Source organism: Variovorax sp. CCNWLW225, assembly GCF_037204045.1.
Taxonomy (GTDB): domain Bacteria; phylum Pseudomonadota; class Gammaproteobacteria; order Burkholderiales; family Burkholderiaceae_C; genus Variovorax.
The window spans coordinates 1-20,526 of sequence record NZ_JBBCBV010000017.1 but is presented as its reverse complement, the minus strand read 5'-3'; the positions used below and the strand labels follow the sequence as shown (position 1 = coordinate 20,526).

Annotated in this window: 21 protein-coding genes; 10 read left to right on the top strand and 11 right to left on the bottom strand. The window is 66.8% G+C overall.

The genetic code is table 11. From position 1 onward, the window contains the following. Window positions 1-49: 49 nt before the first annotated feature. On the bottom strand, window positions 50-370 hold the full coding sequence (locus V9L20_RS21960; protein ID WP_126747996.1) for a DUF2917 domain-containing protein: 321 nt from the start codon (window positions 368-370) through the stop codon (window positions 50-52). A 166-nt stretch (window positions 371-536) separates the two neighbouring features. On the opposite strand from V9L20_RS21960, the gene V9L20_RS21955 reads away from it, so the two are divergent. Continuing rightward, window positions 537-1,520, top strand: coding sequence for a LysR substrate-binding domain-containing protein (locus V9L20_RS21955; protein ID WP_157612102.1), 984 nt, complete (start codon window positions 537-539; stop codon window positions 1,518-1,520). A gap of 27 nt (window positions 1,521-1,547) precedes the next feature. Here V9L20_RS21955 and V9L20_RS21950 read toward each other — a convergent pair whose 3' ends face one another. After that, the gene (locus V9L20_RS21950; RefSeq protein WP_258504104.1) at window positions 1,548-2,165 is read right to left on the bottom strand and encodes a 5-formyltetrahydrofolate cyclo-ligase; all 618 of its coding nucleotides are present in this window, start codon (window positions 2,163-2,165) and stop codon (window positions 1,548-1,550) included. Between the two features lie 36 nt (window positions 2,166-2,201). On the opposite strand from V9L20_RS21950, the gene V9L20_RS21945 reads away from it, so the two are divergent. The 3 genes from V9L20_RS21945 (at window position 2,202) to V9L20_RS21935 (ending at window position 5,575) form a co-directional block, all read left to right on the top strand. Further along, window positions 2,202-4,205: a lytic transglycosylase domain-containing protein gene (locus V9L20_RS21945; RefSeq protein ID WP_337298223.1), complete on the top strand. Its 2,004-nt coding sequence runs from the start codon at window positions 2,202-2,204 to the stop codon at window positions 4,203-4,205. Window position 4,206: 1 nt separating this feature from the next. Beyond that, window positions 4,207-4,770, top strand: coding sequence for an MgtC/SapB family protein (locus V9L20_RS21940; protein ID WP_337298222.1), 564 nt, complete (start codon window positions 4,207-4,209; stop codon window positions 4,768-4,770). 121 nt (window positions 4,771-4,891) lie between these two features. Beyond that, window positions 4,892-5,575, top strand: a complete 684-nt coding sequence (locus tag V9L20_RS21935) for a glutathione S-transferase family protein (protein WP_337298221.1) — start codon at window positions 4,892-4,894, stop codon at window positions 5,573-5,575. A gap of 18 nt (window positions 5,576-5,593) precedes the next feature. Here the strand turns inward: V9L20_RS21935 and V9L20_RS21930 are convergent, their stop codons facing one another. Next, on the bottom strand, window positions 5,594-6,319 hold the full coding sequence (locus tag V9L20_RS21930) for an OmpW/AlkL family protein (RefSeq protein WP_337298220.1): 726 nt from the start codon (window positions 6,317-6,319) through the stop codon (window positions 5,594-5,596). Between the two features lie 160 nt (window positions 6,320-6,479). On the opposite strand from V9L20_RS21930, the gene V9L20_RS21925 reads away from it, so the two are divergent. The 4 genes from V9L20_RS21925 to otsA all read left to right on the top strand — a co-directional run bounded on the left by V9L20_RS21925 (window position 6,480) and on the right by otsA (window position 11,918). Further along, entirely contained in the window at window positions 6,480-7,748 is a 1,269-nt protein-coding gene (locus V9L20_RS21925) for a multifunctional CCA addition/repair protein (protein ID WP_337298219.1), read from the top strand. Between the two features lie 74 nt (window positions 7,749-7,822). Next, on the top strand, window positions 7,823-8,617 hold the full coding sequence (gene otsB, locus V9L20_RS21920) for a trehalose-phosphatase (RefSeq protein ID WP_443098617.1): 795 nt from the start codon (window positions 7,823-7,825) through the stop codon (window positions 8,615-8,617). Next, on the top strand, window positions 8,614-10,536 hold the full coding sequence (locus V9L20_RS21915; RefSeq protein WP_337298218.1) for a glycoside hydrolase family 15 protein: 1,923 nt from the start codon (window positions 8,614-8,616) through the stop codon (window positions 10,534-10,536). The genes otsB and V9L20_RS21915 overlap by 4 nt, the downstream gene beginning before the upstream one ends. Then, a complete protein-coding gene (otsA, locus tag V9L20_RS21910) occupies window positions 10,533-11,918 on the top strand; it encodes an alpha,alpha-trehalose-phosphate synthase (UDP-forming) (protein ID WP_258504096.1) in 1,386 nt (461 codons plus the stop codon). Before V9L20_RS21915 ends, otsA begins: the two co-directional genes overlap by 4 nt. 12 nt (window positions 11,919-11,930) lie before the next feature. On the opposite strand, the gene V9L20_RS21905 is transcribed toward otsA, so the two are convergent. Further along, window positions 11,931-12,278: a hypothetical protein gene (locus tag V9L20_RS21905; RefSeq protein WP_337298217.1), complete on the bottom strand. Its 348-nt coding sequence runs from the start codon at window positions 12,276-12,278 to the stop codon at window positions 11,931-11,933. A 174-nt stretch (window positions 12,279-12,452) separates the two neighbouring features. Here V9L20_RS21905 and V9L20_RS21900 point away from each other — a divergent pair, with 174 nt between their 5' ends. Then, window positions 12,453-13,979: an aminotransferase-like domain-containing protein gene (locus tag V9L20_RS21900; protein ID WP_337298216.1), complete on the top strand. Its 1,527-nt coding sequence runs from the start codon at window positions 12,453-12,455 to the stop codon at window positions 13,977-13,979. Between the two features lie 49 nt (window positions 13,980-14,028). On the opposite strand, the gene V9L20_RS21895 is transcribed toward V9L20_RS21900, so the two are convergent. Genes V9L20_RS21895 through hisN form a run of 3 tightly spaced genes read right to left on the bottom strand, consistent with a single transcriptional unit; the run spans window position 14,029 to window position 15,982 of the window. Then, window positions 14,029-14,955, bottom strand: coding sequence for an ROK family protein (locus tag V9L20_RS21895; RefSeq protein ID WP_337298215.1), 927 nt, complete (start codon window positions 14,953-14,955; stop codon window positions 14,029-14,031). Between the two features lie 46 nt (window positions 14,956-15,001). Next, complete coding sequence (locus V9L20_RS21890; protein ID WP_126747984.1) at window positions 15,002-15,196, bottom strand: DUF2905 domain-containing protein; 195 nt, start codon at window positions 15,194-15,196, stop codon at window positions 15,002-15,004. Window positions 15,197-15,205: 9 nt separating this feature from the next. Next, window positions 15,206-15,982: a histidinol-phosphatase gene (gene hisN / locus V9L20_RS21885; RefSeq protein WP_337298214.1), complete on the bottom strand. Its 777-nt coding sequence runs from the start codon at window positions 15,980-15,982 to the stop codon at window positions 15,206-15,208. A 123-nt stretch (window positions 15,983-16,105) separates the two neighbouring features. On the opposite strand from hisN, the gene V9L20_RS21880 reads away from it, so the two are divergent. After that, entirely contained in the window at window positions 16,106-16,501 is a 396-nt protein-coding gene (locus V9L20_RS21880) for a DUF5329 family protein (protein ID WP_337298213.1), read from the top strand. 9 nt (window positions 16,502-16,510) lie between these two features. On the opposite strand, the gene V9L20_RS21875 is transcribed toward V9L20_RS21880, so the two are convergent. Genes V9L20_RS21875 through V9L20_RS21860 form a run of 4 tightly spaced genes read right to left on the bottom strand, consistent with a single transcriptional unit; the run spans window position 16,511 to window position 20,232 of the window. Continuing rightward, window positions 16,511-17,380 carry an ABC transporter permease gene (locus V9L20_RS21875; RefSeq protein ID WP_337298212.1) on the bottom strand — a complete coding sequence of 290 codons (870 nt, stop codon included), beginning with the start codon at window positions 17,378-17,380 and terminating at the stop codon, window positions 16,511-16,513. After that, window positions 17,377-18,264 (bottom strand): ABC transporter ATP-binding protein, encoded by an 888-nt coding sequence (locus tag V9L20_RS21870; RefSeq protein WP_337298211.1) that lies wholly within the window; start codon window positions 18,262-18,264, stop codon window positions 17,377-17,379. The genes V9L20_RS21875 and V9L20_RS21870 overlap by 4 nt, the downstream gene beginning before the upstream one ends. Before the next feature lie 60 nt (window positions 18,265-18,324). Then, the gene (locus V9L20_RS21865; protein ID WP_337298210.1) at window positions 18,325-19,335 is read right to left on the bottom strand and encodes an ABC transporter substrate-binding protein; all 1,011 of its coding nucleotides are present in this window, start codon (window positions 19,333-19,335) and stop codon (window positions 18,325-18,327) included. Between the two features lie 21 nt (window positions 19,336-19,356). Then, window positions 19,357-20,232 (bottom strand): TauD/TfdA dioxygenase family protein, encoded by an 876-nt coding sequence (locus V9L20_RS21860; RefSeq protein ID WP_337298209.1) that lies wholly within the window; start codon window positions 20,230-20,232, stop codon window positions 19,357-19,359. Between the last annotated feature and the right edge of the window lie 294 nt (window positions 20,233-20,526).

Below are 20,526 nucleotides of genomic sequence, written 5' to 3'. Positions count from 1 at the left end.
AACGAAAAAGGCGGCCGAAGCCGCCTTTCCGCCGTGGGGAGTCGACCGGTCAGGCCGCAGGATCCCACGAGTAGGTGGCACCGTAGCCATCCCACGCTTCCATGACGATGCGCTGGCCGGCGGCCACGTTAAGCGACTCGCCGGGGGCCAGCACCAGGTCTTCGCTGGCCGTGGCCGAGGTGGCGTCCGGCGTGATCCACACACGGCCCTGCTTGACGCGCAGCACGCTGGCCGACCGCGCCTTGAGGCTCATTGCCTCGCCGGGGGCAATTTGCCAGGCACCGCGGCGCACAGCCGGCGGAACGGCGGAAGCGGTACGGGCAGACGACAGGGAAGCGAGCGATTCGTTGGTGCAGACGGCGGTGGACATGATGAAACTCCTTGGGCTTGCCGAACTGCGATGACACGGAGGGGAGGCAATGGCGCAGTTCGGGAATGAATGATCGTTCGGGGCCTGTTGGCAGTCCAATGAAAACGAAGTAGCCTACTGATTCCGAATCCGCATCAATCCTCAGATGCCCTCCACGCCCTCGTCCATGCAGCACTCCCAAACCCATCTGCGCTCCCGCCCCATCTCGGCCGGGCATCTGCGCGCCTTCGAAGCCGTGGCGCGGCACCTGAACTTCCGGGCCGCCGCCGAAGAAATGGCGCTCACCCAGTCGGCGGTCAGCCGCCAGATCCAGTCGCTGGAAGAAGAAGTGGGCGTGGCGCTGTTCCTGCGCCATACGCGGGCCGTGGAGCTCACGAGCGCCGGGGCGCAACTGCTGCTGGCAGTGCAGCAATCGCTGCCGCGCATCGATACGGCGGTGCGGCAGATTCGCCAGAGCGCGGGGCGCAAGAGCGTGTCGCTCACCACTTTTGCATCTTTTGCATCGATGTGGCTCATTCCGCGGCTGGAGGCCTTTCAGCGCGACAACCCCGAAATCGACATCCGTATCGACGCCAGCGACGTGGCAGTGGACCTGGAAGTGGCCGACGTGGACATCGCCCTGCGCTACGGCCCGCGCGAGGCCATGCCGGCCACGGCGGTTCGCCTCTTCGGCGAAACCCTGACGCCCGTGGCAAGCCCCTGGCTGCTGAAGAGCAGCCCGCCCATCAAGACGCCGGCCGACATTGCCGGCTTTACGCTCATCGAGGCCGGCGACGCGCACCGCACCCACCTCGAATGGCTGACCTGGCGGCGCTGGTTCGAAGTGAACGGCCTTGAAAGGGCGCAGCCCAAGCGCTGGCTCTACTTCAACTATGCCTACCAGATGGTGCAGGCCGCGCTCACCGGCCAAGGCGTGACGCTGGCGCGCAGCTCGCTCATCGCCGAAAGCCTGGCCAACGGCGACCTGGTGGAGGTGCTGCCGCAGCACCGCATGGATTCACCGATGGGCTACTGGCTCATCGCCGGGCCGCGCAACGCGCTGCGGCCGGAAATCAGGGCCTTCTGGGATTGGCTCCAGGCGCAGGCCATCACCACGCGCGAGACCATCGGCGAGGTGCCCGACCCGGACACCGTGGACAACATCGACTGAGCCAGCGGCCAGCGGCCGCCGCGCGGCTCAGGACGTCGGCCAGACGACGCCGTTGTCGTTGAGGATGGCATCGAGCGGCAGGTCGTGCGCCTCGGGCTCGTATTCGTCGAGAAAGCCGTTGGTAAAGCCCAGCCCCACCGTGAACGGGCGCGGCTCCAGCGCGGCCAGCGTGCGGTCGTAAAAGCCGCCGCCGTAGCCCAGGCGATAGCCGCCGGCGCTGTAGCCCACGCAGGGCACGAACAGCAGCGTGGGCACGATGAGCTCGGTGTCCTTGGGCTTCGGAATGCCGTAGGCGTCTTCTTCCATCTGGCAGCCGGGGTACCAGGCATGGAAGGTCAGCGTCTTGTGCACCTTGTTCATCACCGGCAGCCCGATGCGGCGGCGCTGCGGCTCGTCGATGAGCTCGCCGTCTTCCTTCCAGCGGTGCAATGCGGGCAGCGGATCGAATTCGCCCTTGATGGGCCAGTAGGCGCCAATCACGGTGTCGGGCCGGCCGACCAGCCAGATCCGCATCACCCGCTGCAGAAGATCGGCCCTGGCCAGGCGGTCGGGCATGGCCAGGCGCTGCTCGATCAGCGCTTTTCGCAGCTGATCCTTGAGAAAACTCACGGTCGCCGAGGTGTCGGCATCCTTTGACTTGTCCATAATCCCCCGATGCAGTTCCCAAGCATTTTGGCATCCATGCGCCACCGCCCGCGCCGCGCAGCGCCCGCACTCGTTTTTTCCGCTGTTGTAGCAGCTGCCGCACTGCTTTCACAGCAGCACGCCGCCGCGCAGACCAACAGCAACGACGACGTGCTCATCCAGATGAAGCAGGCCTTCCAGCGCGGAGACAAGGGCCGCCTTTCCGCCCTGCTGCCCCAGGCGCGCGGCCATGCGCTCGAACCCTGGGCCGCCTACTGGGAGCTCAAGGCACGCCTGCAGGAAGCTGCGCCGAACGAGGTGCAAGACTTTTTCGCCCGCTACCCGGGCACCTACCAGGAAGACCGCCTGCGCAACGACTGGCTGCTGTTGCTGGGCCAGCGCCGCGACTGGGACGGTTTTTCCGCCGCCATAGCCGGCTTCCGCATGGGCGACGACGCGCAGGTGCGCTGCTATGCGGTGCTGGTCGAGGCCCTGCGCTCCGGCACCGCCACCCAGGCCCAGGCCGACGAGGTGCGCCGCAACTGGTTCGCTCAGAAGGAGGCCGACGACGGCTGCCTTACCGCCGCCGACCGCATGGTCGCGGCCCGACTGATCGCGACCAACGACGTCTGGAAGAAGGCCCGCCTGGCCATGGAGGCCAACCGCCCGCAAGCCGCGCGCGGCGCCGTGACCATTGCCGCCCCCGATGCGCTGCCGCTGTTCGAAGAGCTCAACGCCAGCGCAGCCAAGTTCCTGGCCGGCCGCGCCTTCGTGGCCGCCAAGTCGCGCAAGGAGCTGGTGGTTCTGGCGCTCATCAAGATTGCCATGGCCGACCCGGAACAGGCCGCCACGCAGCTCGACAGCAAGTGGGGCCCGATGCTTTCCGCCGAAGAGCGCAACTGGCTCTGGGGCACCATCGGCCGTCAGGCGGCGGGCAAGCTTTCGCCCATGGCGGGCAGCTACTTCGCCAACGTCACCAAGAACAGCGACCTGTCCGACGACATGCTCGGCTGGCGCGTGCGCGCCGCGCTGCGCAACGGCCAGTGGAAAGAGGTGGCGCCCGCCATCAACGCCATGAGCGAAATCGCCCAGCTCGACCCCACCTGGGTCTACTGGAAGGCGCGCGCCCTCAGCGCCGCGGGCGGCGACGAGCGCCGCGCCCAGGCACGCGAGCTTTACCAGAGCATTGCCGGCACGCGCGGCTTCTACGAAATGCTGGCGCTCGAAGAACTCGGCCAGCGCACCGTGACGCCGACTCGCCCGGCGCCCCTCACGCCCGAAGAGAAGAACGCCGCGCGCAGCAACCCCTCGCTCAGCCGCGCCCTCTACGCCATTGCCATCGGCCTGCGCCCCGAGGGCACGCGCGAATGGAACTACGCCACCAACCTGCACGACAAGGGCGGCATGGACGACCGCGCGCTGCTGGCCGCGGCCGACCTCGCTTGCCAGCGCGAAGTGTGGGACCGTTGCATCAACACCAGCGAGCGCACCAAGGGCGTGATCGACGCGGAGCAGCGCTTCCCCATGCCGTTCCACGACACGGTGCTGCGCAAGAGCCAGGACATCGGGCTCGACCCGGCCTACGTCTACGGACTGATCCGCCAGGAAAGCCGCTTCATCATGGACGCGCGCTCGGGCGTGGGGGCCTCGGGCCTCATGCAGGTCATGCCCGCCACGGCCCGCTGGACCGCCCGCAAGATCGGCATGAACGACTTCACGCCGGGGCAGATCAACGACCGCGAGACCAACATCACCATCGGCACCAACTACCTGAAGCTGGCGCTCGACGACTTCGACGGCTCCATGGCCCTGGCCGCCGCGGCCTACAACGCCGGCCCCGGCCGGCCGCGCAACTGGCGCAACGGCCCGGTGATGGAAGCCGCGATCTGGGCCGAGAACGTGCCCTTCAACGAAACGCGCGACTACGTGAAGAAGGTGCTGGCCAATACGACCAACTACGCCGCGCTGATCACCGGGCGCCCGCAATCGCTGAAAGAGCGCCTGGGCCGGGTGGGCCCGCGCGACGCCTCCGAGCCCGAACCCAACAAGGACCTTCCCTGACATGAGCTGGGGCGACCAGGTACTCGACACCGTTGCGGCCGAGTTCTCGGACGTGGGCGACGTCGCCCAGCTCACGCGCATCGTGGTTCGCCTGATGCTCGCCGCGGTCATCGGCTTCATGCTCGGCTTCGAGCGCGAGCAGCAGGGCAAGGCGGCCGGCGTGCGCACGCACATGCTGGTGGCCATCGGCTCGGCGCTGTTCGTGCTCATTCCGCAGCAGACCGGCATTGTTCCGGCCGACATGAGCCGCGTGATCCAGGGCCTGGTGGCGGGCGTGGGCTTTCTTTGCGCCGGCACCATCCTCAAGCAGGGCAAGGACGAGCACCAGGTGCAGGGCCTCACCACCGCCGCCGGGCTGTGGATGACCGCCGCCATCGGCATGGCCTGCGGGCTCGGCCGCGAAGTCACCGCGGTGTTGAGCGCGCTGCTGGCGCTGGCCGTGCTCTCGCTGGTGCCGCGCCTCGTGAGCCTGATCGAGCGGCTGGTCGGTCCGCCGCGCGACGAAGGCAAGAACGGCGAGGCGTCCCGCGTGATCGCCTCTCCTGAAGACCCGCCGCCGCGCTGAAGAAAGGCCCGATGGGCGCGCTGCACGCATCAATTCGCGCGCGCTTCGGCATCAATCCGCACGTGCGGCCCGGCTAGCATTGAAGGCTTTCTTCTCATCTGAACCGCAGGATCACAACGCGATGCGCAAGCTCTACATCGGCAACAAGAACTACTCGTCCTGGTCCATGCGGCCCTGGGTGCTCATGAAGCAGGCCGGCATTCCGTTCGAGGAAGTGAAGGTGCGCTTCGATTCGTTCGAGGCCAATTCGCAGTTCAAGAAAACCATCGGCTCGCTGAACCCTGTTGCCAAGGTGCCGGTGCTGGTCGACGGCGACCTGGTGGTGTGGGACACGCTCGCCATTGCCGAATACCTTGCCGAGACATTTCCCGAAAAGCAGCTGTGGCCCCGCGCCGCGGCCGACCGGGCCCGCGCGCGCAGCATCTGCGCCGAAATGCACTCGGGGTTCGGAAACCTTCGCAGCCTCTGCGTCATGAACATCGAGGCGTCGCTGGCCGACGTCGGCGCGCAGCTGCTGAAGGACAACCCCGGCCTGCAGGGCGAGGTCGACCGCATCGTGCAGATGTGGACCGACCTGCTCAGTGCCCATGGCGGCCCGATGCTGTTCGGCGAATTCAGCAATGCAGACGCCTACTTCGCACCCGTGGGCACGCGCATCAAGACCTACGGGCTGCCCGTGCCGCCGGTCATCTCGGCCTACATCGAGCGTGTGCAAGCCCTGCCCGGCGTCAAGGCGTGGATCGACGACGCCCTGGCCGAGAAAGACTTCCTGCAGTTCGAAGAGCCGTACCGCAAGGCGCGCTGAGCTCTTCGAGGCCGAGGCTCAGAAGCGATAGGTCACCGCGAGGTACGTCACGATCGGATTGAGCTTGAGCCTGGCTTCGCTGGTGGCGACCGGAAGGCCGGTGATCGACGTGGTGGTGAGCTTGGCCTTGGTTTTCAGCGGAATGTAGGACACCGAGAACGACACGCCCCAGTTCTTGTCGAACTGGTAGGCCACGCCGGCATTGAGCACGGGCGCGAACGAACTGTCGAGCTTGGCGGTGGTCGAGGTGGAAAGCGGCGGCTGGCGCATCTGGCTGCCCAGGGCGCCCTGCAGGCCCGGCGTGAGCTTGACGTCGCTGTACCAGACATAGGTGGCGCCCAGGCCCACGAACGGACGGAAAGCACTGCTACCTTCGTTGAAGTAGTACTTGCCCAGAATCGTCGGGCTCCATTGCCGCGCTTCGCCGAGCTCGCCGATGCGAGCCAGCGTGCCTTCGCCGTCGAGCTTGAACTTTGGCGGAATGCCCAGCACCCCCTCCACGGCCCAGTGGCTGTCGACGAAATAAACCGCGCTCAGGCCGAGCGTGTCGGCGTCGCTCACCGACGCGCCCGAACCGGGCACCACGCTGCGCACCGGCGCCGTGAAGGTGAGCGGCTTGCTCGAATCCTGCGGTGACATTCGAAGCCAGCCTGCGCCGATGACCCAGTCCCCGGCGTTCTGCGCCCACGCGCTTCCGGATGCCATTGCGCTCACTGCCGCCAGCGCAAACATTGTTTTCTTCATGGTGTGATTGCTCCTTTGGTTTTAATGTTCGTGGCACGCGGCAGCTGCTGAAACAGCGGCTACCTTTCGGGCAAATCGGCGAACGTTCCTTTGATTTGCCAGAAAATTATCGAACGGTCGTTCTATTTCTTGGCGTATGGATATCCCTACACTGGAGCGCATGAAAACGTATCTCGTCGGTGGCGCGTTGCGTGACCGGCTGCTCGGGCGGCCGGTGTCCGACCATGACTGGCTGGTGGTGGGCGCCACACCCGAAGAAATGACGTCGCGCGGCTACCTGCCCGTGGGGCGCGACTTTCCGGTGTTCCTGCACCCACAGACCCGGGAGGAGTACGCGCTGGCCCGCACCGAGCGCAAGAGCGCTCCCGGCTACCGCGGCTTTACCGTGCATGCGTCGCCAGACGTCACCCTGGAGCAAGACCTGGCGCGGCGCGACCTCACGGTCAACGCCATTGCAATGCCCGCGGAGTGGGTGCAGCCCGATGGAAGCTTCGAGCCCGATCCAGACAAGCTGGCCGATCCCTTCCACGGCCGGCGCGATCTGGAACAGCGAGTGCTGCGCCATGTCACCGACGCCTTCCGCGAAGACCCGGTGCGCATCCTGCGGGTGGCGCGCTTCGCCGCGCGCTTCGACGATTTTTCGGTCGCACCTGAAACCATGGCCCTGATGCGCGAAATGGTGGCAGCCGGCGAAACCGGTGCACTGGTGGCCGAGCGCGTCTGGCAAGAGCTGGCCCGCGGCCTGATGGAAACGCGCCCCTCGCGCATGTTCGATGTGCTGCGGGCTTGCGGCGCGCTGGCCGTGCTGCTGCCGGAAGTCGACAGGCTCTGGGGCGTGCCGCAGTCCGCGGAGCATCACCCCGAGGTAGACACCGGTGTGCACCTGATGATGGTCCTCGACACCAGCGCCAGGCTGCAGGCGCCGCTGGCGGTGCGCTTTGCCTGCCTGATGCACGACCTTGGCAAGGGCACGACCGAACCCGCTCTGTTGCCGCGCCATACCGGCCATGAGAAGCGCAGCGCCGAACTGCTGCACGCGGTGTGCGACCGCTGGCGCGTGCCGGTCGACATTCGCGAACTGGCCGAGGTGGTGGCGCGCGAGCACGGCAACGTTCACGCCAGCGGCGAACTCGATGCACCCGAACTGGTGCGCCTGCTGGAGCGCTGCGATGCGTTCCGCAAGCCCGCGCGCTTTGCCGAGGTGCTGCTGGCGTGCGAGTGCGACTCGCGCGGCCGGCTCGGGTTCGAAGACCAGCCCTACCCCCAGCGCGAGCGGCTGCTGGCGGTGCTGCGCGCGGCGGCCGGCGTGGCGACCGATGCGGTCGCACGCACGGCTCAGCAGTCGGGCGCCACGGGCCCGCAGATCGGCGAGGCGATCCATCGCGCGCGCGTGGAGGCCGTGGCGGCCGTGACGGCGTTGCCGGGCTGAAGCGGCCCCGCCGCGGGTAACGTCCGACTTTGGCCGACACGGGAATTGCTATGCCCGTGTTATGGTTTTCGGCGATGCCAATGTCTTCCAAAGTGCCCTCACAACTGCCCCCTCCGTTGGGGCGAGATTCAGCCCTTTTTCTCGACTTCGACGGCACGCTGGTCGCACTTGCGCCCACTCCCGAGGCTGTCGAAGTTCCTCCCGCGCTGGTGGCACTGCTCGAGAACCTGCGCGATCAGCTCGGCGGTGCGCTGGCCGTGGTGTCGGGCCGCCAGATCGACGCCATCGACCGCTTTCTTGCGCCGCTGCGGCTGCCGGCAGCCGGCGAACACGGCGTGCAGCGGCGCGATTCGAAGGGCCGCATGCAGGAGCAGCACGCCCCCGACCTCGTACCCATTCTCGAGATTGCCAATGAACTGGCGCGCGTGCATGAAGGCCTCCTGGTCGAGCGCAAGCACGCGGCCATTGCACTGCACTACCGGCTCGCGCCGCAACTGGAGGCCGTGTGCCGCGACGCCATGTCGCGCGCCATTGCGGGCCGGCCCCAGCTCGAGCTCCTGCATGGCAAGTTCGTGTTCGAGGTCAAGCCGACGGGCATCAACAAGGGCATTGCGATCGAGGCCTTCATGAACGAGCCCCCGTTCGCCGGACGCACGCCGGTCTTTGCTGGCGACGACACCACCGACGAGAGCGGCTTCGCGGTGGTGCAGCCACGCGGCGGCATCGGCATCAAGGTGGGCTCGGGTCCGAGCCTGGCACTGCACCGGCTCGAATCGCCGCGGGCGGTGTACGAATGGCTGGTGCAGTTGCGCGATCAACTGGCCGCGCCGGAACACAAGAAAGATGAAAACCCGAGGAGTGCTGGATGAGCGAACTGCAACTGCCCAAGGCACCTGAAGACCGTGCGGGCATTTCGCTTGCCGGCGCCGCCGGGCCCGACGACCGTGCGCCGGTGGATCCGCGCGCCGCGGCTTCGGCGGTACCGCGCGGCTTCGGGCCGCCGGCCGAGCCTTCGCTCAATGTGGGCGTGATTGGAAACTGCGCCTACAGCGCGCTCATCGACGCACGCGGACGCGCCGTATGGTGCTGCCTGCCGCGCTTCGACGGCGATCCGGTGTTCAATGCCCTGCTGCACCCCGGCGACGACGCCGGCGCCTGGGCCATCGAAATCGAAGACTTCGCTTCCAGCAAGCAGTGGTACGAGCCCAATACTGCGGTGCTGCGCACCCAGCTGTTCGACAGCGCCGGCCAGGGCATCGAGATCACCGACTTTGCGCCTCGCTTCTACAGCCGCTCGCGCTACTTCCGGCCGCTGATGCTGGTGCGCCGCGTGCGCCCGATTGCCGGCGCGCCGCGCATTCGCGTGGCGCTCGATCCGCGCTTTCAGTGGGGTGCCTCGGCGCCGGTTGAAGTCACCCGCGGCAGCAACCACATTCGCTACGTGGGGCCGGACCTCACGCTGCGGCTCAATACCGACGCATCGATTTCGCACATTCTTTCGCGCCAGCCCTTCGTGATTTCGCGCGAATACAACTTCATGTTCGGCGTCGACGAAACCCTGCTCGACGGCATTGCCGACACGGCGCGCAGCTTCGAGCAGGAAACCATTGCCTACTGGCGCACCTGGAGCAAGCGGCTGGCCATTCCGTTCGAGTACCAGGACGCGGTGATCCGCGCGGCCATCACGCTCAAGCTATCGCTCTACGAAGACACCGGCGCCATCGTGGCCGCCATGACCACGAGCATTCCGGAGGCGCCGGGCAGCCAGCGCAACTGGGACTACCGCTACTGCTGGCTGCGCGATGCCTTCTTTGTGGTGCGTGCGCTCAATTCGCTGAGCGAAGTCGGCACCATGGAAGACTACCTGCGCTGGCTGGGCAACGTGGTGATCGGCTCGCACGGCGAGCACATCCAGCCGCTCTACGGCATCGGGCTGGAGCGCGAACTGCCCGAGTCGATGGTCGAGAACCTTGCGGGCTACCGCGGCATGGGCCCCGTGCGCGTGGGCAACCAGGCGCAGGAGCACTTCCAGCACGACGTCTACGGCAACATCGTGCTCGGCGCGGCGCAGGCCTTTCATGACCACCGGCTGCTCGCGCGTGCGGGCGTGGCCGAGTTTCCGCACCTCGAAGCAGTGGGCGAACAGGCGATCCGCGTCTATGGCACACCGGACGCGGGCATGTGGGAGCTGCGCACCCGCGCCCGCGTGCACACCAGTTCGGCACTGATGAGTTGGGCCGCCTGCGACCGGCTGGCCAAGATCGCGCGTGCGCTGGAGTTGCCCGAGCGCGCCGCCTACTGGCACGGCCATGCCGCGCGCATGAAGGAAGAAATATTGGCCAAGTCGTGGTGCGAGGAGCGCCAGGCCTTTGCCGAGAGCTTCGGCGGCCACGAGCTGGACGCCAGCATCCTGCTGATGGTGGAGGTGGGGCTGATCGACGCGCGCGACCCGCGCTTCATTTCCACCGTCGACGCCATGGAAAAGTCGCTTTGCGACGGCCCCTACATGCGCCGCTACGAAGCGGCCGACGACTTCGGCAAGCCCGAGACCGCATTCAACATCTGCACCTTCTGGCGCATCGACGCACTGGCCAAGATCGGCCGCAAGGCCGAGGCCCGCCAGATCTTCGAGACCATGCTGGCGGCGCGCAATCCGCTCGGCCTGCTTTCGGAAGACACGCATCCGGTCACGGGCGAGATGTGGGGCAACTTCCCCCAGACGTATTCGATGGTCGGCATCATCAACGCGGCGGTTCGGCTGTCGGCGCCTTGGGATTCGTGCATATGAGTCGTCTGGTTGTTGTTTCGAATCGCGTGGCGGATCCGCGAAAGCCCGCGGCGGGGGGGCTGGCGGTTGCGCTCGGCGAAAGCCTGCAGCAAAGCGGCGGCCTGTGGTTCGGCTGGAGCGGGCAGATCGTGGAAGACGGCCCCACGGGCGAAGGCGAGCTGCACATGCAGCAGGCCGGCAAGGTCACGCTCGCCACCATCGACCTGAGCCGGGAAGACCACGACAGCTTCTACCTGGGCTACAGCAACGACGTGCTGTGGCCGGTGTTCCACAACCGGCTCGACCTGGCCCACTTCGAAGCCGGCTTCATCGGCGGCTACCGGCGCGTGAACCAGCTGTTCGCGCGCAAGCTGATGCCGATGCTCAAGCCAGACGACATCATCTGGATCCATGACTACCACCTGATCCCGCTCGCGGCCGAGCTTCGCGCGATGGGCTGCACGCAGCGCATCGGCTTCTTCCTGCACATTCCGCTGCCGCCGCAGATCATCATCGCGGCCGTTCCGCAGCACGAGTGGCTCATGCGCTCGCTTTTCTCCTACGACCTGATCGGCTTCCAGGCGCAGCAGGACGTGCAGCACTTCGAGCACTACGTGCGCAACGAGGCGCATGGCGAATACCTGGGCGACGACATGTACCGCGCCTACGGCCAGACGGTGCGCTGCAGCGCCTTCCCCATCGGCATCGACGTCGACGAGTTCGCGGCGCTCACGCATGCCAAGGAGTCGCGCGACATGTTCGAGACCATGAAGCGCGAGTACTCGCAGCGGCGGCTGCTGCTGGGCATCGACCGGCTCGACTACTCCAAGGGCATTCCGCAGCGGGTGCGCGCCTTCCGCGAACTGCTTGCCAACTATCCCGAGAACCGCCGCAGCGCCACGCTGATCCAGATTGCCTCGCCCACGCGCGAAACGGTCGATGCCTACGGCGACATCCGGCGCGAGCTCGAGTCGCTGTGCGGCGCCATCAACGGCGACTACGGCGAGCTCGACTGGATGCCGGTGCGCTACATCCACCGCATGGTGGCCCGCAAGCGCGTGCCGGGGCTGTGCCGTGCGGCCGCGGTGGGGCTGGTGACGCCGCTGCGCGACGGCATGAACCTGGTCGCCAAGGAATACATTGCCGCGCAGGACCCGGCCGACCCCGGTGTGCTGGTGCTCTCGCGCTTTGCCGGTGCGGCCGAGCAGCTGAAGGAAGCGCTGCTGGTGAACCCCTACGACACGCACGGCACCGCCGAAACCGTGCAGCAGGCGCTACAGATGCCGCTCGAGGAGCGGCGCGAACGGCACCAGAAGCTGCTGTCGCGCATCCGCGAGCAAGACATTCACTGGTGGCGGCGCAGCTTTCTCGATGCGCTGCGCGAAGCGGCGAGCCAGCGGTAGAAAGCCGCGCGGCTAGGTTCCGGTCAGCAGCCGCACCAGCCGCATCACCGGCCGCGTTTCCGCAGGCTGCCTGGAGGCCGGCGCAACCGCCGCCTGCCGCGGCGCATGCACGCGCAGCCGCACCGGCGTGAGCGCCGAGAGTTCGATCCATCCGCCGCGCTCCAGGCGATGCACGTCGCCTTCGTTCAGCACGGCCTTGGCGGTGAACACCGTGTCGCCAAACCATGACGGCGGCGACACCAGCTGCGCGCAGCCTTCCAGCATTTCAATCCAGGTGGCGGGGTCGAGCGAGGCACGCAAGGCCTGCCCAGGGTGCAGCACGAGGGTATCGGGCAATCTATCGAGCGTGAGGGGAGACATGGGCGCACCTTCTGGAGTTGGTGCGGTCATCGTAGGAATTCGGGCGCCCGGAAAACAGGCACACGCCAAGGCGATTCGCACCGGAACAGCGCCCGCCATCAGGCATCTGTTATGGTCGTTTTTCTGCGCATCTGCATCTGTTTTCGGACGCGCGACAGGAAGAGCATCGACGCCATGGATTCGCTACCGCTCTACCGCCAGCTTGCAGCACGCTATGTGGACGCGATCCACACGGGTTCTCTCAAGCAGGGCGACAAGCTGCCTTCGCTGCGCAGCCTCATGCGCCTGCACGACATCAGCCTGTCGACGGCGCTGCAGCTGTGCCGCACCATGGAGAGCGACGGCTGGGTCGAGGCGCGCGACCGCTCGGGCTACTTCGTGCGGCGGCCCAAGCGGCTGGCCATTACCCCCATGGAAGAGCCCGCGGCCGGCGTGCCGCCCGATCCGGCCCAGTACGTGGGCATCCACGCCAAGGTGTCGGACTTCGTGGCCCGCCGCCGGCAGATTCCGGAAAAGCTCAATCTCTCGATTGCGCGCGGCGCACCGCAGCTGTACCCGGCCGAGGCCTTGCGCAATGCGATGACGCGCGTGCTGCGCCAGCAACCCGAGCTGCTGACGGTGGCGGCGCAACTGAAGGGCCATCGCCAGTTCCGCGAAGTGCTCGCGCAGCGCAGCGTGCGCGTGGGCATGACGATCTCGCCGGAAGACATCCTGGTGACCAACGGCTGCATCGAGGCGCTGAACCTCGCGTTGCGCGCCGTGGCGCAGCCGGGGGACACGGTGGCGGTGGAGTCACCCACCTTCTACGGTTTGCTGCAGGTGCTCGAGAGCCTGGGCATGCGCGCGCTGGAAATCCCGACCAGCCCGCAGACCGGTATCTCGATCGAGGCGCTGGAACTCGCGATCGGCGCCTACGACAACATCAAGGCCGTGGTGGTGGTGCCGCACCTGCAGAACCCGCTGGGCAGCGTGATGCCAGATGCGCACAAGGCGCGGCTCGCGCAGCTGTGCGAGCGGCACGCCATTCCGCTGATCGAAGACGACACCTACAGCGAGCTCGTCGACGCGCCATTGCCGCCGCGCGCGCTCAAGTCCTGGGACACCAGCGGCAACGTGATCTATTGCGCCTCGCTGCACAAGATCCTGGCGCCCGGCCTGCGGCTGGGCTGGATCACCGCGGGCCGCTGGCAGGCCCGGGTGGAGATGCTCAAGTTCGCGCAAACGCGCAACAACGAGGGGCTTTCGCAAAGCGCGGCGGGCCTGTTCATGGGCACCGGCGCCTACGACCGCCATTTGCGCCACCTGCGCGCCTGCCTGAAGACGCAGCGCGAGCAGACCGCCGATGCAATTGCCGGCTACTTTCCGGCGGGCACCCGCATCAACCTGCCGCCGGGCGGGCTGCAGCTATGGGTCGAGTTGCCCGAGCGGCTTTCTTCATCGCGGGTTTTCGATGCGGCGTTGGCCGAGCGGATCGTGGTGGCGCCCGGCACGCTGTTCTCGAACTCGTCGCGCTTCGACCATTACCTGCGCATCAACTGCGGCTGGCCGTATGGCGAGGCGGTCGACTCGGGCCTGCGCCGCCTGGGCCAGATCGTCGAGACGCTGATGAGCCGCAGTGCGCCGGCGTCAGAAGGTGTGAAGGAACCGTCGCGAGCGCCCCGAGCTTGCGTCGAGGACCGGAACCGTACTCGCGTACGGTGAGGACCGCAGGTGCGAGATCGGGGTGCGCAGCAGGTTCATTCGCACCTTCTCAGTCGAGCAGCGCCAGGGCGGCGTAGTCGCCGACCTTTTCACCGAGCCCTGCGGGCACCAGCGTCACGCCGCGCGTGAGCGGAAGCAGCTTGCCGTCGACCTGCGCCTGCAGCCGCGGCAGCAAAAAGTCGCGGTGGTGCCAGAACACGCTGCCGCCCAGGCTGATGCGCTGGAGATCGAGCGTCGCCACCAGGTTGTAGAGCATGCGTCCGGTGACGCGGCACAGCGCGTCGACGATGCTTATGGCATGCGGCTCACCCGCCGAAGCGGCGGCAAACAGGTCGGGCGCGGGCTGCCCGAAACGGCGCGCAATGGAGTTACCCGCCACCAGCGCCTCCACGTCGCCAAGATTGCCGCAGCCGCAGAGCGCGCCGCTCGCGTCGTCCGCCACGAAGCTGTGGCCCGCGTGGCCGGCATTGCCGTTCTTGCCGCGCAGCGCGCGACCATCGACGCACAGGCCCACGCCCACGCCGGTGCTCCAGGTAACGTACGCGCAGTTGTCCATCCCTTGCAGCGCACCCCACTGGCGCTCGGCCTCCAGCGCGGCCACGGCGTCGTTCTCGACCCGCACGCTGCCGAAACGCCGCGCCAGCGGTGCTTCGATGATGGCCGTCATCCAGTCGTTGGGCAGGCCGCGCGCCGGGCCGGCAATGCCGCCGCAGATATTGGGCGTGGCCAGCTCCACCATGCCGTCCCGCAGCTCGAAGGGGCCGGTCGACGAGACGCCCACGCGGTCGATCGTGGCGATATCGATCCCCTGCTCGGTGCAGGCCTCCTCGATCATCCGCATGATCTGCACGGCCACGGCGTCGTTGTCGCCGGTCTTGGCCGTCGGTTCGCTGCGGCGGCCGACCAGCGGCGCATCGCTCGATGCGGAAAGGCTCACGGCCACCTTGGTGCCGCCGATGTCAACACAGGCTCTCATCGCGTGGTTCTTCTCTTTCTTTTCGGTTTCTGGTTCATCGAAGGCGCTAGATGAAGCGCGCCACCAGCGCCGCGATCATGCTGAGCACCAGGGTGCTGGAGATGGGCAATTGCCACTCGCGGCCGAAAGCGCGGAACTCGAAGTCGCCAGGCAATCGCCCGAAGCCGAACCGGCGCAGCCAGGCCGTGAGGCCGCTCATGAGCACCAGGGCAAGGACGACGACGATCAGCCAGCGGAACATGGGAACAGTCTAGGCCGCAAGAACGGCCATGGCTTGTCGGTGAAGTTCGGGCGTTGCGGCCGCAATAACCCTGCCGTCGGACTCCAGCCCCAGCGGCCGGCCCTGCCAGTCGGTGATGACGCCGCCCGCCGCCTCGATCACGCCCGCCGGCCCCAGGTAGTCGTACGGCTGCAGCCCGGTTTCCACCACCAGGTCGATGGTGCCGCCCGCAAGCTGGGCATAGCCGTAGCAGTCGCCGCCGAAGCGGCGCATCGCGCATTGGCGGCTGAGCCGATCGAAAGCCTGCCAGTCGGCCGGCGCAAAGATGTCCGGCGAGGTGGTGACGATGCGGGCCTTGGCCACGTCGGTGCAGCCGCTGGCATGCACCGGCTGGCCGTCGCGCGTGGCGCCCTTGCCGGCCTGGCCGATCCAGCGCTCTTTCAGCACCGGCATGTCGATCATGCCGAGCACCACGCTGGCGCCTTGCAGCACGCCGATCAGCGTACCCCAGAGCGGAGAGCCGGTAATGAAGCTGCGCGTGCCGTCGATCGGGTCGAGCACCCAGACGCGTTCGGCGTCGAGCCGCTCCAGGCCGTGCTCTTCGCCGAAGATGCCGTCCGCCGGCGCACGGGCGGCCAGAATTTCGCGCATGGCCGTTTCGGCGGCGCGGTCTGCGAGCGTGACGGGGCTCTCGTCCGCCTTCGTGATGATGTCCAGCGGCGTGCGGAAATAGTGCATCGATTGCGCGGCGGCCGAATCGGCCAGCGCATCGGCAATCGACAGGAGATCGGGGGTCGGGGAGCTCATGAAAGAAGTGAAGCGGGCCAAAACTGCGATTAGACCCGAGCCGGACCCGGTTTGACATGCCAGGGGCCGGCGCTCTAGCATGGGCCGAACTACCCGTCCCACTCGATCCCTGATCACCACTGAATGGCTTCATTTCGATTTTTGCGCATGGCGCTGCTGGCGCTTTTGCTCGGCTCCATGGCCGTACTGGCCCAGGCCGCCCCTTCTGCGTCGGAGCAGAAGCTCATCGACACGCTGATCCAGCGCGTTTCGCAGATGAAGACGATGACCTTCATGCGCAACGGCAAGGCGCACGACGCCGACGATGCCGCCAAGCACATGCGGGCCAAGTTCGACCACTTCAAAGACGAGATCGTCACGGCCGAAGACTTCATCGACCGCTGCGCTTCCCGCTCGGAAATGACCGGCAAGGCCTACCAGGTCAAGATGCCGAATGGCTCGATGAAGGACGCCAAGGAGTTCCTGAACGCCGAGCTGCGCACGCTGCGCAAGGGCAGCGCGAAGCCCGGCGCCGGCTGAATCGTCCGATCAGCGCTGCTGGCCCCAGCGCCGCACCGTCAGGCGCTCCAGCGTCTTGAAGCCCAGGCTTTCCACCAACAGGCCGATCAGCACCACCATCGCCAGGCCAGCGAACACGCGGTCGGTGTAGAGCTCGTTGCGGTTCTGGAAGATGTACCAGCCAAGGCCGCCCTTGCCCGACGAGGCGCCGAACACCAGCTCGGCCGCGATCAGCGTGCGCCAGGCAAAGGCCCAGCCGATCTTCAGCCCCGACAGGATCGACGGCAACGCGGCCGGCACCAGTATCTGCAGCACGTAGCGCAAGCCCTTGAGCCCGTAGTTGCGCCCCGCCATCCGCAGTGTTTCGGGCACGCCCTGGAAGCCCGCATAGGTGTTGAGCGCCAGCGGCCACAGCACCGAATGGATCAGCACGAACACCAGGCTGCCGCGCCCCAGGCCAAACCACAGCAAAGCGAGCGGCAGCAGCGCAATGGCGGGCAGCGGATTGAACATCGAAGTCAGCGTGTCCAACAGGTCGCGCCCGATCTGCGTCGACACCGCGAGCGTGGTGAGCGCAAAAGCCAGCAGCACGCCGGCCAGGTAGCCCTGCAGCAGCACCGCCAGCGAGATGCGCACCTTCTCGATGAGTTCGCCGCTCGCCAGCCCCTCGGCCAACGCGAGGGCCGTGGCGCTGAAGGTAGGCAGCAGCAGGTCGTTGTCCTGCCATCGGGCCGCAAGCTCCCAGAGCACCGCGATGACGATCAGGATCAGGCCCTTGCGAACGCCGGCCTGGGCCCAGATGCGCGTCGGCAGTGGCAGGGTTCGCTTGACCGGCACCTCGGTGAAGGGCTCGAGCGTGCGCTCGTACTCGGGGCGGATGGGCGGAACGAGTGCGCTCATGCTGCGGCCTCTTCGTGCTCTTGCCCTTGCTCCTGCTCTTCTTCGAACAGCATGTCGTGAATGCGCTGCGCCGTGCCCTGGAACTCGGCGCCGCCCAGGCTGGCCAGCGAGAAGCCGTGGCTGTTCAATTCGGCACGCATGCGGCCCGGGTGCGGCGACAGCAGCGCCACGCGGTTGCCAACCACCAGCGCCTCCTCGATGGAATGCGTGACGAAAAGCAGCGTGAAGCGCACCTCGTCCCACAGCTCGAGCAGCTCCTGCTGCATCTTGCGGCGCGTGAGTGCATCCAGCGCGGCAAAAGGCTCGTCCATCAACAGCACGCGCGGCTGCATCGCCAGCGCACGCGCAATGGCCACGCGCTGCTTCATGCCGCCCGACAGCTGGTGCGGATGCACGTCGGCGAACTTGGCAAGGCCCACCTTGTCGAGGTAATGCAGCGCGCGTTCGGCCGCTTCCTTCTTGCCGAGGGTGCGCGAGGCGAGCAGCGGGAACATCACGTTCTGCTGAACGGTCTTCCACGGTGGCAGCTGGTCGAACTCCTGGAACACGACGATACGGTCGGGGCCCGGCTGCGCCACGCGACGGCCGTCGAGGCGGATCTCGCCTTCGACGGGCTGGATGAATCCGCCGACGGCCTTCAGCAGCGTGGACTTGCCGCAGCCCGACGGGCCGAGCAGCACGAAACGGTCGGCGGCGTGCACGTCGAAGCTCACGCGGTGGGTGGCGCGCACCACGCGCTCGGGCGTACGGTATTCGAGGCTGACGCCGTCGACCTGGAGGAGCGGCGCGAGCGCTTGCCTCTCGTCTTCCTCCCTCCCCTCCCGGGGGAGGGCCGGGGTGGGGACAAGCGGCGTTGGCGTCGCCACCGTTCTGCCCGCCCCCATCCTCGCCTTCGCCCAGAGGGGGAAGGAGTCAAAGCCGGATCGCGCCTTCGCCGTGCTCATTCAATTCCCCGAAGCGTTCTGCGCATCGTCGAAGAAATAATCCTTCACCGAAGCCGGCTTGTTCTTGATCGCGCCCACCCGGTGCATGAACTCCGCCAGCGCATAGGTGTTCTGCGGCGTGGTCTTGAACTGCACCTCGGGGTTCTTGATGATCTTCAGCAGCAGCTCGCGGTCGATCTTCGCGTTGCCCACCTTCAGGTAGATGTCCGCCGCTTTCTCCGGATTGGCCGTGACGAACTTCGCCGCCTCGTCGAGCGCATCGACAAACGCCTTGTAGGTCTTCGGGTTCTCGCTGCGGAATTTCTCGGTGGCATAGAGCACCGTGGCCGAGGCCGGGCCGCCGAGCACCTGGTACGAGTTGAACACGATGTGCGCGTTCGGATTGCCCGCGAGCTCCTGGTCCTGGAATGGCGGGTTGCCGAAGTGCGCCGTGATCTCGGTGCCGCCCTTGATGATGGCCGCCGCAGCATCGGGATGCGGCACCGCCACGCTGATCTTGTCGAGCCGGTTGAACTCCTTGTCGCCCCAGAGCTTGGCCGATGCGAACTGCAGCACCCGCGACTGCACCGAGACTCCCACCGCCGGCAGGGCGATGCGGTCCTTGTCGGTGAAGTCTGCAATGGTCTTCACGTTCGGGTTGTTGCTCACCAGGTAGTAGGGAAAGTTGCCCAGCGATGCCACGCCCTTCACGTTCTGCTTGCCCTTGGTGCGGTCCCACAGCGTGAGCAGCGGGCCCACGCCGGCACTCGCTATCTCGATGTTGCCCGAGAGCAGCGCGTCATTCACCGCCGAGCCGCCCGAAAGCTTGATCCACTCCACCTTGGCATCGACACCGGCCGCCTTGGCGTGCTTCTCGATGAGCTTTTGTTCCTGCGCGACATTGAGCAGCAGGTAGACGATGCCGAATTGCTCGGCGATGCGGATCTGCCCTTCGGCATGGGCAGCAAGACTGCCCGCGAGGAGACCGAAGCCGGTGACGAGCGCGGCGGCCTTGCGTGTGAATCGGTTCATTGAAATGAGTCCAGGAGAAGATCAGAAAGGCGTGTCGCCGACGATGGTGGTGCGGTTGAGGCGCCGTCGCAGATGGTCGGGCGTGCCCGCCGCAAGGTGCATCAGCGAGCGGTTGTCCCAGAACACCAGATCGTGCGGCGCCCATTGGTGGCGATACACGAACTCGGGCTTCACGCTGTGCGCGAACAGCTCGGCCAGCAGTGCGTCGCTTTCTTCCTGCGGCAGGCCGACGATGCGCGTCGTGAAATGCTCGCTGACGAACAGCGCCTTGCGGCCCGTTTCCGGGTGCGTGCGCACCACCGGCTGCACCGCGGGGGCGACCTGGTCGATCTGCGCCTGCGAGAGCTTGGGGCGCCACGGGTTCTTGGCGCGCAACTCTTCGTACTTGGCGAGATAGCTGTGCTCGGCCTTGAGCGGCAGGATGCGCTGCTGCAGCTCGGGGTCGAGCGCTTCCCAAGCGAGATGCTGATCGGCAAAGAGCGTGTCGCCGCCTTCGCTCGGCAGCTCTTGCGCATGCAGCAGGGAGCCTAGGCTCGGCTGGGGCTTGTACGAGATGTCCGAGTGCCAGTAGACGCCCGCATCGCCCAGGCCGATGGGTTCGCCGTTTTCCTTGATGTTGGAAACGATCAGGATCTCGGGGTGGTTCTTCAGGTGGAACTGGTGCAGCACGTGAACTTCGAGCGGGCCGAAACGGCGGCTGAAATCGATGTGCTCTTGCGGGGTGATCCGCTGGCCGCGGAAGACCAGCACGTGGTGGTCGAGGTGCGCTTGGTGGATGCGCTTGAAGTCTTCAGCGCTGATGGGCTTGGAGATGTCGAGCCCGATGATTTCGGCACCTACGGGGGCGGTGAAGGGGCGGACTTCGAAGTGCTGCCGGGCTGGGTCGGGCTGGGTCATCCCGCCAATGTAGGTTTGAGGGGGTGCTTTCTCAAACGAACTCTTTGTTGGTAGCTTATGTAGCTGGCTTGGTTTGCTTCCCGAGGCCGGGTCTCGCCCCGGCGGGCGACTCACTTTCTTTGCTTCGCCAAAGAAAGTAAGCAAAGAAAGGCGACCCCTACTGTCTGCGTCCCTGCGCTTCGCTACGGGAAACCTGCGGTGCTCGACTCCGGCGGGAGTCCGCAGAACTCGCTTCGCTCAAACAGCTGCGGCCCTGATCCCGCCTCCATCTGCGCTCCTCGGCGCATACAGAAG